Below are 12,726 nucleotides of genomic sequence, written 5' to 3' on the forward strand. Positions count from 1 at the left end.
CCGACAGCAGTGCAGAATCCACGCATGACCACGCCCAGCACGCTGTCCGCATTGACCATCGCCGGCTCCGATTCCGGCGGTGGTGCCGGCATTCAGGCCGATCTCAAGACCTTCGCCGCACACCGCGTGCATGGGTTGTCGGCCATCGCTGCGTTGACCGCGCAAAACACCCGTTCGGTCACCGCCGTGCACATCCCGCCGATCGCATTTCTGCAGGCGCAGATCGAGGCGTGTTTCGCCGATTTCGACATTCAGGCGGTCAAGCTCGGCATGCTCGCCAATGCCGAGGTCATCCATTGCGTGGCCGATCTGCTCGAAAAATATCGCCCCCCGTTTGTGGTACTCGACCCGGTGATGGTCTCCACCAGCGGCGCGCGCCTGCTCGAAGACGCCGCACTGGACGCGCTACGTACGCGGCTGCTGCCCCTGGCCACGCTGATCACCCCCAACACGCCCGAAGCCGAACTGCTGACCGGTCGCCGCATCGACGATGCCGACGCCGCCGAGCACGCCACCGCCGCCCTGCTCGACCTCGGCGCCAACGCCGTGCTGCTCAAGGGCGGACATCTGCTCGAAGGCGCACGCGTGATTGACCGCTTCGATGACGGCGTCACCCAGGACGTGTTCATGCATCCACGCCTGCAGGTCGACGCGCACGGTACCGGCTGCAGCCTGTCGGCCGCCATTGCTGCGCAGCTGTGCCAGGGCCTGTCCCTGCTCAACGCCTGCGAAGCGGCGATCGACTACGTTGCGCGCGCAATCCGCCTCGGCCACACCCCAGGTCACAGCGAGGTGCTGGTGCTCGACCACTTCGGCGCCGCGCCCAGCGTATGAGCGCGTGTACCGGCACATCTGACCTGCCGAAATCGGACCACGCACAGCTGGCCGCCTGCAGCGATCACTGCGCATGGATGAAAACACCTGCAGTCGCGCTGGCAGCGCCACGGCGCGGACGCATCGGCAAGGCAGCCGGCAATCGCGTGTCACAAAAGGATTGACGAGTACGCCGGGCATCCGCATAATTCCGCTCCTGACGACGCGCCCGTAGCTCAGTTGGATAGAGTACCTGGCTACGAACCAGGCGGTCGGGAGTTCGAATCTCTCCGGGCGCACCATCATCAGAACAACAAAAAGACAGCATTGCATCGCTGTCTTTTTAGTTAAACGTCCGCTCGCATTGCGACGGATGTGCAAGTCAAAACAAGATAATGCGCCCGTAGCTCAGTTGGATAGAGTACCTGGCTACGAACCAGGCGGTCGGGAGTTCGAATCTCTCCGGGCGCACCAATCTTGAAGAAAACGACCAGCTTGCTGGTCTTTTTTTTGTCCGAATGAAAGCAACCGCAATCAGGCCATCGCTCCAACGGCATCTGGCCCACCAACCACCGCCACCGGCAGCAGCGAGGTCACCGGATGCCCGGCATCGCGCCATGCATCCAGCCCGCCCCGCAACGGACGCACATCGCGATAACCGCGCTCGCGCATTCGCCCCGCCAGCCACGCCGCCGACACCTCATCCGGACACGCGCAATAGATCACCACACTGCGATCGCGCGGCACGGTGGCCAGAATCTGTGCGAGCTGTCGCTCATCGGCAAACACCGCGCCGGGAATCGTGTACGGCTGCAGATCGCGATATCCCGGTGCGCGGATATCCAGCACGGCAGGCCGCAGGCTCTCTTCGCCATCGAGCAAGGGCACCAGCTCGTCGACTGCAATGCGCGCATGCACCAGCGAACGCAGCAGGCTATGCCGTCGCCACCAGCGCCAACCGATGTAGCAGGCCAACAACACCGCCAACACGACAACCGCGCCCGACCCAAGCTCGGACAGAAACGCGAGTACGTCCTGTACCTGGTGGGCGAACAACGCCCCCAGGCCCAGACCGACCAACGCCCACAACGCTGCACCGAAGGCGTCGTAGCGCAGAAATGCCGCCGGGCGCACCCGCATTGCGCCGGCCATCGGCACCGAGACCATCGACAAGCCCGGCACGAACTTGGCCACCGCCAATATCCGCACGCCCCAGCGCGAGAAGAACCGCTCGGTCTTTTTCATGCAGGTATCGCGCGACAGCGACAGCCGGCACAGCGACTGCAAGGTGCGATTACCGAAGCGGCGGCCGGCCAGATACCAGGCCAGATCGCCGAGCAGGCTAGCCAATACCGAAACGCCCAACGCCGCCAACCCGGCCAGCCATGCATCGCTGCCGCCGCGCAGCGCGTAGCCGGCACCGACCAACACCAGCGTTGGCAACGCCGGCACCGGCAGCCCCAGCGACAACGCCAGCACATTGGCGAACACCAGGGCCAATCCGTACTGTTCGATCAAGCCCTGCATGCGACGATCCTGCGCGACGACGAACGCGCATTATCCGCCCTTCCTCACGCACGCGACTGCCCGGCAGCGACGGAACGATACGTCTCGGCAAGCGACTGCAACCAGCCATCGAACAGGCCCTCGCTGCGCAGGGCGCGCCGCCACCAGCCCAATGCCTCACCCTCCTCGCCCGGCCGCCATGCCAGGGAGAACGTCTCGTCGGGCTTGTGGGTTTCTACCTGCACCTCGCACAGCCGGCCGTCCTGCAGCGCGCCACGCGCATACGCCTCAGGCAGAAAACCGTAGCCGGCGCCGGCCAGCTGCAACTGCAGCTTGGCCTGCATGTCCGGCACGGTGAGCACATCGCGTCCGGACAACAGGCCCACTGTGCGCGGCAGCAACCGCCGCGCTGAATCCGCTACAGCGATCGCACGATGCTCGGCCAGCTCGGTCGCACCCAGCATGCCGGCGCCCGCCAGCGGATGCGTGGAGGCCACCGCGAACACAAAACGCAGCGTGCCGATCGGCTCGGCGACATAGCCACCACCGCTCGGCCCCTCGCCCGCCGCGACGATCAGATCCACGCGCCGATCCAGTAGCGCCTCCCAGCTGCCGGACAGCGATTCGCTCACGACGCGCAGGCGTGTGCTATCGGCCACCGTGTAGAAATCCAGGATCTGCGCCTGCAGCAACGCCACCGGCAGAATCGCATCCAGCCCGATCGCAAAGTCCGATTCCCAACCCGATGCCACCCGCCGCACCCGCACCTCCAGCTCCTGCGCGGCACGTAACAGGTGCCGCCCCTCGCGCAACAACTCGCGCCCGGCCTGGGTCGGCGTCGCCTTCGGACCGAGCCGCTCGAACAGTTGCACCCCCAGATCGTCTTCGAGCTTGGACACCGTGTAGGAAATCGTCGACGGCACCTTGAACAGCACCTTGGCCGCCGCCGCAAACGAGCCACGACGGTCAATTGCATCGAGGATTTGCAGCGCTTCCAGGCTGATTTTCATTGTTCGATTTTTTCGATGATAGCGGCCAAATCTACTCGCTTTTTGTCTCCCGCACAGAGGCGGAGACTACGCATCAAGCCGCAGGGACACCGATTCACTCCCCGGCGCCATTCGAGATCTTTCAAGGAGAAGCAACATGTTGAATGTCCGCAAGAGCGAAACCCGTGGCCGCGCCGAGCATGGCTGGCTGTCCTCGCGCCATACCTTTTCCTTCGCCAGCTACCACGACCCGCGCCACATGGGCGTCGGCCCGCTGCGGGTGATCAACGAAGACAAGGTGCAGCCGGGCGAAGGCTTCGGCACCCATGCCCATCGCGACATGGAGATCATTTCCTACGTCCTGGATGGCGCGCTGGAGCACAAGGACAGCATGGGCACCGGCTCGGTGCTGCACTACGGCGACGTGCAGCGCATGAGCGCCGGCAGCGGCGTCAGCCACAGCGAGTTCAATCACTCGGCCAGCGAGCCGGTGCACTTCCTGCAGATCTGGGTGATGCCCGAGCGCAACGGCATCGAACCCAGCTACGAGGAAAAGCATTTCGACACCGACAGCAAGCGCAATCAGCTGCGTCTGATCGCCTCGCCCGACGGCGAAGCCGGCTCGCTGCGCCTGCACCAGGACGCACGCCTGTACGCCTCCATCCTCGACGGCGACGTGCGTCTGCAACACCCGCTGGCACCGGGACGCATCGGTTACGTGCAGGTGTTGCGCGGCAGCCTGAGCGTCAACGGACAGGCACTGTCGGCCGGCGATGCGCTGCAGATCACCGCCGAGCCGGAACTCGCGCTGGCCGACGCACGCGACGCAGAAGTGCTGGTGTTCGATCTGCCGCAGTAAGCGGCAACGCGTGGTAGTGCGGCGCGCCGCATGATCGCAGCTGGCTCGAACAAGCAAGCCGCGCTTGTGGCGCACTGTAGTTCACTTCAAAAAGCGGCACTCCCTTTCTGGGAGCGCCGCTTTTTATTTGGCTTAGCGACTGAGCCGATTGGAGACTATGCCGAGATGCAGGAGCCCTCGATCAGCAACTTCAGTGAACAGCATTAGGTTCTGGCGGTCTTTGTGGTGCGCGGATGTATCTGCTGGCGAGCGCTTTTAGTTTTGCGCAAACGTAGCGGCTGGCACGCGCGGCAACGATGCAACAACGAACGTGCGTGTCACCGCTTCAAAGACGCCGCACAGCGAATGCACCAGACCTCCCACAGTCACGTGGCCTGAGTCACGCGGCCTGCGATTTGGCGAACGGCTCTGCGTGCGCATCCTTTAGTGCAGAAGACCCATCGGCATCGCCGTTGACCAATGCAAACAAGGCATCCGCATCGGCTTCGAGCACATGCGCCGAACGCGCCAGATCATCGACCATCCGCGCCTGATCGCGCGCCTGCACGCCAATGGATTGCAGCGCCGTGTTGGCGGTCGAAATATCCTGCGCCTGCTCCTGGCTGGCGGCGGCGATCTGCTCCACGGTTGCGGTCACGCGAAGCACTGAGCCGACCATGTCCTGCATCACCACACCGGCCTGTTCGGCCAGGCGCGAACCATCGCCAACCTGATCGGTCGCGTTGTCGATCAGGGAACGAATCTCCTTGGCCGACACGCTGCAGCGCTGCGCCAGGCTACGCACCTCGGTCGCTACCACGGCAAATCCACGCCCCTGCTCGCCGGCGCGCGCCGCTTCCACCGCCGCGTTGAGCGCCAGGATGTTGGTCTGGAAGGCGATGCCGTCGATCACCTCGATGATCTGGCCAATGCGATCGGTCGCCGAACGAATGTTGGCGGTGGTCTTGACCACCTCGGCGATGACCTCGGCACCGCGTCGCGCAACATTGGCCGACTCTTCGGCCATGCGCTGCGCCGACCCCGCGCTCTCGGAATTGATGCGCACGGTTTCCGCCAGCTGATCGATGGTGGTCGAGGTCTGCGCCACTGCGGTGGACTGCGAGGATGCGCGGCTCACCAGTTCCTCATTGCTGATCGAAATATGGTGCGCCTCGCGCTGCACGTTCTGCGCGATGCTCATGGTCTGCCGCATCAACTCGCGCATGCGCTCGGCCGAGCGCACCTGATCGGTCACATCGGTGGCGTACTTGACCACCTTGTACGGCCGCCCGGAGACATCCAGGATCGGGTTGTAGGAGGCCTGGATCCACACCGCGCTGCCGTCCTTGCGCAGCCGGCGATAACGGCCCGCATCGAACTGCCCACGCGCCAGCTTCGCCCAGAAATTGCGGTACTCCTCGGAGGCGCCATACACCGCATCCACGAACACGCGATGGTGCTGGCCGATCGCTTCGGCGGCCGGATATCCCAAAATCGCCAGGAAATTATCGTTGGCGCTCAGTACGCGCCCTTCCAGATCGAATTCGATCACGCCCATCACCTTGTCGATGGCCTGGATGCGGCCATCCGCATCGGCAGAATCGATCACCTGACGGGTCACCTCGGTGGCGTACTTGACCACCTTGTATGGACGCCCATGCTCATCGAGTACCGGGTTGTAGGACGCCTGGATCCACACGTCCTGCCCATCCTTACCAACGCGTTTGTAGCGCCCCGCATCGAATGCGCCGCGCCCGAGCTTTTCCCAGAACGCGCGATAGGCCGCCGATTGCCGCGTGGACGCATCCACGAACATGCCGTGATGCTTGCCGCGGATCTCATCGAGCCGGTAACCCATCACCTGCAGAAAATTCTGGTTGGCCTCGAGCACGGTGCCATCCAGCGAAAACTCGATGACCGCCATGACCCTGTCGATCGCATCGATCCGCCCTTCGAAATCGGCGGTCTGGCGCACCTGCGCAGTGATGTCGGTGGCGTACTTCACCACGCGATAGGCGTTGCCGGATCGATCCAGCAGCGGGTTGTACGACGCGTTGATCCACACCTCGCGCCCGTGTTTGTCCAACCGGCAAAAGCGCCCGGCGTTGAAGTCGCCGCGCCGCAGCGCCGCCCAGAACTGACGATAGCTTTCGCTGTCGCGATCACTGGCAGTCACGAACATGCGGTGATGCTGGCCGACCACCTCGTCCAGCCGATAGCCCATCAAGGACAGGAAGTTCTCGTTCGCATCCAGAATGCGGCCATCCAGATCGAACTCGATCACCGCCATCACCCGATCCACCGCATTGGCCTTGTGCTGCAGCCCACGGCCCCAGAAAGAGAACAGGCGTCCAAGCAGTGGCGGTAGGCGCATCACGTTGAAGTCCGAGATATATGTCACGTGTTTAGCGACCTATACCGGAGTTACTTGAACCGCTTCATGCAGCACGTTTGAGGCGATTCAGATGCTGTCGCGACAACCAGATGCCTTATGGAGGATGCGGCGAGCCGACTGGCAGCAAGCATGCTGCACAGCTCACTCAAAAGGGCTTGCAAGCCCGTGCCGCAATGCAAATAAAAACGCCCGCAAATCAGAGATTTGCGGGCGTCTAGAACACTGGCGGAGCGAGAGGGATTCGAACCCTCGATAGAGCTTTTGACCCTATACTCCCTTAGCAGGGGAGCCCCTTCAGCCGCTCGGGCATCGCTCCAGTTTTCACGTCCTGCCGCGTTGTCTGTGGCAGGCCGCGAAGAATACCGGGTAAGGGGGGTTAACGTAAACCCTTTGCGACAATCAATTCGAAGAATCGTCGCCGTGATGCGCGCCGGAAGCGACCGGCTCATCGCCACGCTGAATGCGCTGATAGATTTCTTCGCGGTGCACAGCCACATCTTTCGGTGCGGTGATGCCAATGCGCACCTGATTACCCTTGACGCCGAGCACGGTAACAGTGACCGAGTCGCCGATCATCAAGGTTTCGCCTACCCGGCGAGTGAGGATCAACATTTTTCAAATCTCCTGGAACCGGTGGGTTTCCCACCAGCATCGACGGCCTCCTGATGAGACGCGTCTATAGGTAAAGGGAATAGACCGGAAATGGTAGCGGCAGATCCTGCCAGCCAGCAAGGCATGGCAGGACAAGTGTTCAGCCCAAGTGTTGCTTGACCCAGGAGTGCACGCCGTCGAGCGCGGTCGCAAGGGCGGGCCCGTCCTCGCCACCACCCTGGGCGAGATCCGGACGGCCACCGCCCTTGCCTCCGATCTGACTGGCGATATGGCCGAGGAGTTCCCCTGCCTTCACCTTGCCAGTTGGGCTACCGTTCACGCCGGCAACAAGCGCGACCTTGCCGGCAGATGCTCCGGCCAGCACGATCACCGAATCGCCCAATTGCTGCTTCAGCCGATCCATCGCATCGCGCAGTGCCTTGGCATCGAAGCCTTCCAGACGCACTGCGATGACCTTGACCCCTGCGACATCGACGGCGCTGGCGCCCAGATCTGCAGTCGCACCCGAGGCGAGCTTGGCCTTGAGCGACTCCAGCTCACGCTCCAGACGCTTCTGGCGCTCGGTGAGTGCGCGCACCTTGTCGACGACTTCAGTCGCATTGCCGCCGAGCAGATGAGCGGCCTCAAGCAGACGACGCTCTTCGTCGGCCACATAGTCCAGCGCGCCCTGCCCGGTCACCGCTTCGATACGGCGCACGCCGGACGACACACCGCCCTCGGAGGTAATCTTGAACAGGCCGATGTCGCCCGTGCGGGTGACGTGGGTGCCACCGCAGAGCTCGGTGGAATAGCCACCCATCTTCAGCACACGCACGTTTTCGCCGTACTTCTCGCCAAACAACGCCATCGCGCCGAAATCCAGCGCTTCCTGCATGGCCATGTTGTGCACCTCCACACTGTGGTTGGTGCGCACCTCGGCGTTGACCTTGCGTTCGATCACGGCGAGTTCTTCGGCAGTGATCGGCTGAAAGTGCGAGAAGTCGAAACGCAGACGGTCCGGTGCAACCAACGATCCCTTCTGCTGGACGTGCGTGCCCAACACTTCGCGCAAAGCTGCATGCAGCAGATGCGTAGCCGAGTGATTGAGGATGGTCTTGCCGCGACGCTGCACGTCGATACCACCGGACAGCACATCGCCCAGCGCAAGCGCACCTTCGGTGATGCGCCCTACGTGACCATGGAACTGCCCGGCAAATTTCTGCGTATCGGCAACGTCGATGGAGACACCGGTCCCGCTCAGCTGACCGCTATCGCCGACCTGACCACCGGACTCGGCATAGAACGGTGTGCGGTCGGTGAACACGATGACCTCGTCACCTGCGTCGGCGCGTTCGACCGGACGGCCCTGCTTGAGCAGCGCAACGACCTTGAGCGCATCGGCGTCGTAGGCTTCGTAGCCCAGAAACACCGTCGGCGACATCGTAGCGACCAGATCGGCCGGCAATGCGACGCCACCACCGAACTTGCCTGCGGCACGCGCGGTTTCGCGCTGACGCTCCATCGCGAACTCGAAGCCCTCCATGTCCACACGCAAGCCGCGCTCGCGTGCGATGTCGGAGGTCAGATCGACCGGAAATCCGTAGGTGTCGAACAGACGGAATGCATCGGCACCGGGAATGACCTCCTGCGAGCGCGAAGCGACGTCGTCGAAGATCTTCATGCCGGCGTCCAGCGTTTCGGCAAAGCGCTCTTCCTCGGCCAGCAAGGCGCGCGCGACCGTCGCTTGAGCGACTACCAGTTCCGGATAAGCCTCACCCATCAGCTCAACCAGGGTCGGCACCATCTTGCTGAAGAACGGCTGGCGCACACCGAGCATCCAGCCATGGCGCAGCGCACGCCGGATGATCCGGCGCAACACATAGCCACGACCTTCATTGGAGGGCAGCACGCCATCGACGATCAGGAACGAACAGGCGCGGATGTGATCGGCGATCACCCGCAGCGACTTGTTTTCCAGATCGGCAACGCCGGTCAGCGCGCTGGCCTTGCCGATCAACGCCTGGAACACGTCGATTTCGTAATTGGTATGCACTTGCTGAAGGATCGCGGCGAGACGCTCCAGACCCATGCCGGTATCCACACACGGGGCCGGCAACGGAATCAAGGTGCCATCGGGCTGCCGATCGAACTGCATGAAGACCAGATTCCAGATCTCGATGAAGCGATCGCCATCCTCGTCCGGCGAACCTGGCGGACCACCGGCGATGTGATCGCCATGGTCGAAGAAGATCTCGGTGCACGGGCCGCATGGACCGGTATCGGCCATCTGCCAGAAATTGTCGGAGGCATATGGCGCCCCCTTGTTGTCGCCGATGCGCACGATGCGGCTTTCCGGGATGCCGATCATGTCGCGCCACAACGCGAAGGCTTCTTCGTCGGTGTGGTAGACCGTGACCAGCAGGCGGTCGGCCGGCAGCTTCCAGACCTGGGTCAGTAGCTCCCAGGCCCAACTGATGGCGTCCTTCTTGAAATAATCGCCGAACGACCAATTGCCGAGCATTTCGAAGAAGGTGTGGTGGCGCGCGGTATAGCCCACCGAATCCAGATCGTTGTGCTTGCCGCCGGCACGCAGGCAGCGCTGCACGTCGGCAGCACGCACATAGCTGCGCTTTTCCGCGCCGAGAAAGACGTCCTTGAATTGGACCATGCCCGAGTTGGTGAACAGCAAGGTCGGGTCGTTGCCCGGCACCAGCGGTGCGGACGGCACGATGGTGTGGCCCTTGCCTTCGAAGAAGGCGAGGAAGTCACTACGGATCTGGGAAGTGCTGTATTTGGCAGGTGCGTTCATGTGCTGGCATTGGGCGGGCGGCGGTCCCGGTCACCCAATGAATGTGGGCGCAGACGAGCGGAACAACCTTAAACCACAAAGGGTAGCAGGCCTGACGCCCTCAGTCCTCAAGGTCGAAGCGCGTGGCGCTACGAATGCTGTTGCCATCAAAACCACGCCGGGCCAACAGATCAGCGGCCTTGCGCCGCTGCGGCAGATCCACCGGGCCCTGCTCGCCGAACCGGCGACGGATCAGATCGCGTGCGTTTTCGGTCCAATCGCCTTCAAAGGTCGCCATTGCAGCACTGATGGCCTCGCTATCCAGGCCATGGGTTCCGAGTTCGGCGCGAATATGCAGTGGACCGTAGCCCGAGCCTGCACGATTACGAACGACCGACGCCGCAAACCGGGTGTCGTCCTGCCAGCCCTCACCAGCGAGACGCTCTACGGCAGCCTCGGCAGCTTCCGGCTCTATGCCGCGTGCCAACAGCTTGCGGTTCAATTCTTTGCGCGAATGCTCGCGACGCACCAGCAATCCGAGTGCGCGTTGGACCGGCGTCTGCTCCTTGAACCGGCGTCCCCGCTTTGGCGCGGGCTCTTGCTCGTCCATCGTGAGGTGTCCTGAATCACCAAATCACTGCTCAACCGATGCGCCGTCCATGGCGCCTGCCCTCCTGGCCTTCGATAGATCTACCGCGAAGCGCGGCGGCACTGACTCCACCGTCCCCGCGATAGAAAAACCTTGGAGCGGCCATCGAAACCTGTTGCGCTGCTGTCAGGCAGGTGCGGCCAGCGTTAGAGACGAGCACCTACCACCCGTCGCCTGCGCTTCCTGCGCACCGCCCCACCTATCTGACAGCTATCCGCCAGGTTCTTCTGGCTGCTCTGATCGCTTATTCCTTCTCGGCGTCGTCGCCTGCTTCACGCGGCGCTTCGGCGGGCTGGAACTTCTCGCGCAGCTCGGCTTCCAGCTTGATCGCAACCTGCGGGTTATCGCGCAGATAGGTACGCGCATTGTCCTTGCCCTGCCCGATGCGCTCTTCGCCGTAGCTGTACCAGGCGCCCGCTTTCTCGACCAGCTTGGCTTCCACGCCCATATCGATCAATTCGCCCTCGCGGCTGATGCCTTCGCCGTAGAGAATTTCAGTCACGACCTGCTTGAACGGAGGCGCCAGCTTGTTCTTGACCACCTTGATCTTGGTCTGATTGCCGATGATTTCATCCCCCTTCTTGATCGCGCCGATACGACGGATATCCAGACGCACCGAGGCGTAGAACTTCAGCGCATTGCCGCCGGTGGTCACTTCCGGGCTCTGGCCCGGCATCATCACGCCGATCTTGTGGCGCAGCTGGTTGATGAAGACCACCAGGGTGTTGGAGCGCTTGATGTTGCCGGTCAGCTTGCGCAGCGCCTGGCTCATCAGACGTGCCTGCAGACCCGGCAGCTGGTCGCCCATCTCGCCTTCGATTTCTGCCTTCGGGGTCAGCGCGGCGACCGAGTCGACCACCACGATGTCGACCGAGCTCGAACGTACCAGCATGTCTGCGATTTCCAGTGCCTGCTCACCGGTATCGGGCTGCGAGAGCAGCAGGTCGTCGACGTTGACGCCCAGCTTGGCGGCATAGATCGGGTCCAGCGCATGCTCGGCATCGATGAAGGCTGCGGTGCCGCCCTTCTTCTGGCATTCGGCAATTGCTTGCAGGGTCAGGGTGGTCTTGCCCGAGGCTTCCGGCCCGTAGATTTCGACCACGCGGCCCTTGGGCAGACCACCGATGCCGAGTGCGATATCCAGCATCAACGAACCGGTTGGAATGACTTCGACCGCCTCGATGGCGCGGTCGCCCATGCGCATGACCGAACCTTTGCCGAATTGCTTTTCGATCTGGCTCAGTGCTGCGGAAAGGGCGCGCTTTTTGTTCTCATCCATCTGGGTGATCCTTGTCAGTGATTTCGGTGTAGGGCGAATGTAGCGGCGGTGTATCGCACAGGCTGAGACTGGCGGCGACACACTCAGATTAGGGATGCGGGCAGTGCAATGGCAGCGGGAAATCCTGCGGTGCCGGCTCGGGAAAAAGCCAGCACGCCCATCGGCGCACTGCTCAACGATTTGGCCTCAGTAGCCCGCAATACAAGCCCTCGATCGCGAAATCCTGATCCGGCAACACTTCGATCGGCGCGTAGTCCGGGTTGCGCGGCAGCAGCCGAATGCGGTCCTTGCCGATCTTCAACAGTTTGACCGTGATCTCCTCGTCGATCCGGGCGACCACGATCTGCCCCGAGCGCGCGTCACGGGTGCGGTGCACACCGATCAGGTCGCCGTTGAAGATGCCTTCGTCGCGCATCGAATCGCCCTGCACCTTGAGCAAGTAGTCTGGCGAAGGCGAGAAGAACACCCGGTCCAGCACCACGAAGTCGTCCGAGCCGATATCCGCGCCGATCGGCAGGCCCGCTGCAACGCGGCCCAGCACTGGCAGGCGCAATACGTCATCGCGGACAGGCTCGCTGGCCGGCGGTGTGCGCGACTGTGTGCCCCGCCCGGCCAGGCGGATGCCACGCGCTTGACCGGGAACACGACGGATCGCACCCGCTTGTTCCAGCGCCTCCAGGTGGTACTGCGCTGCGCGCACGCCCTTGAAACCGAACGCACGCGCGATCTCGGTCTGCGAGGGCGGCACGCCGTCGGCATCGATGCGCTCGGCGATCAAGGACAGGATTGCTTGCTGGGTATCGGTCAGTTCCATGGTTAGTAGTATTACTACTAACTGACGCCTGCGCAACTGTTGTTTGCAGCTTTGGTCTGCAACC

The 12,726-nt window shown here is 62.9% G+C and carries 10 protein-coding genes and 3 tRNA genes; 4 read left to right on the forward strand and 9 right to left on the reverse strand.

The genetic code is table 11. The features are described from left to right. The first annotated feature begins 24 nt into the window (after positions 1-24). The 3 genes from thiD (at position 25) to AC1PLU_RS13130 (ending at position 1,287) form a co-directional block, all read left to right on the forward strand. Positions 25-834 carry a bifunctional hydroxymethylpyrimidine kinase/phosphomethylpyrimidine kinase gene (gene thiD, locus AC1PLU_RS13120; RefSeq protein WP_180314601.1) on the forward strand — a complete coding sequence of 270 codons (810 nt, stop codon included), beginning with the start codon at positions 25-27 and terminating at the stop codon, positions 832-834. 204 nt (positions 835-1,038) lie between these two features. Beyond that, a tRNA-Arg gene (locus tag AC1PLU_RS13125) sits at positions 1,039-1,115 on the forward strand. Positions 1,116-1,210: 95 nt separating this feature from the next. Then, positions 1,211-1,287: transfer RNA gene (locus AC1PLU_RS13130), tRNA-Arg, on the forward strand. A 60-nt stretch (positions 1,288-1,347) separates the two neighbouring features. Here the strand turns inward: AC1PLU_RS13130 and AC1PLU_RS13135 are convergent. Together AC1PLU_RS13135 and AC1PLU_RS13140 are read right to left on the reverse strand one after the other, a co-directional pair. Next, positions 1,348-2,340, reverse strand: coding sequence for a DedA family protein/thiosulfate sulfurtransferase GlpE (locus tag AC1PLU_RS13135; protein WP_481106448.1), 993 nt, complete (start codon positions 2,338-2,340; stop codon positions 1,348-1,350). Positions 2,341-2,384: 44 nt separating this feature from the next. Next, positions 2,385-3,329, reverse strand: a complete 945-nt coding sequence (locus AC1PLU_RS13140) for a LysR substrate-binding domain-containing protein (RefSeq protein ID WP_481106449.1) — start codon at positions 3,327-3,329, stop codon at positions 2,385-2,387. Positions 3,330-3,465: 136 nt separating this feature from the next. Between AC1PLU_RS13140 and AC1PLU_RS13145 the strand changes: the two genes are divergently transcribed. Beyond that, the gene (locus tag AC1PLU_RS13145; protein WP_481106450.1) at positions 3,466-4,167 is read left to right on the forward strand and encodes a pirin family protein; all 702 of its coding nucleotides are present in this window, start codon (positions 3,466-3,468) and stop codon (positions 4,165-4,167) included. A 379-nt stretch (positions 4,168-4,546) separates the two neighbouring features. Here the strand turns inward: AC1PLU_RS13145 and AC1PLU_RS13150 are convergent, their stop codons facing one another. The 7 genes from AC1PLU_RS13150 to lexA form a co-directional block, all read right to left on the reverse strand. After that, a complete protein-coding gene (locus tag AC1PLU_RS13150; RefSeq protein ID WP_481108522.1) occupies positions 4,547-6,493 on the reverse strand; it encodes a methyl-accepting chemotaxis protein in 1,947 nt (648 codons plus the stop codon). Positions 6,494-6,764: 271 nt separating this feature from the next. After that, positions 6,765-6,857, reverse strand: a tRNA-Ser gene (locus AC1PLU_RS13155). Between the two features lie 83 nt (positions 6,858-6,940). Continuing rightward, positions 6,941-7,153 (reverse strand): carbon storage regulator CsrA, encoded by a 213-nt coding sequence (csrA, locus tag AC1PLU_RS13160; protein WP_003481884.1) that lies wholly within the window; start codon positions 7,151-7,153, stop codon positions 6,941-6,943. 139 nt (positions 7,154-7,292) lie between these two features. Further along, positions 7,293-9,941 (reverse strand): alanine--tRNA ligase, encoded by a 2,649-nt coding sequence (alaS, locus tag AC1PLU_RS13165; RefSeq protein WP_481106451.1) that lies wholly within the window; start codon positions 9,939-9,941, stop codon positions 7,293-7,295. Between the two features lie 100 nt (positions 9,942-10,041). Further along, entirely contained in the window at positions 10,042-10,530 is a 489-nt protein-coding gene (gene recX / locus AC1PLU_RS13170) for a recombination regulator RecX (protein WP_023903754.1), read from the reverse strand. Positions 10,531-10,813: 283 nt separating this feature from the next. After that, entirely contained in the window at positions 10,814-11,848 is a 1,035-nt protein-coding gene (recA, locus tag AC1PLU_RS13175; protein ID WP_006453296.1) for a recombinase RecA, read from the reverse strand. A 172-nt stretch (positions 11,849-12,020) separates the two neighbouring features. Continuing rightward, on the reverse strand, positions 12,021-12,662 hold the full coding sequence (lexA, locus tag AC1PLU_RS13180) for a transcriptional repressor LexA (protein WP_481106452.1): 642 nt from the start codon (positions 12,660-12,662) through the stop codon (positions 12,021-12,023). Positions 12,663-12,726 lie beyond the last annotated feature (64 nt).

This window comes from Xanthomonas sp. NCPPB 2933, assembly GCF_056725225.1.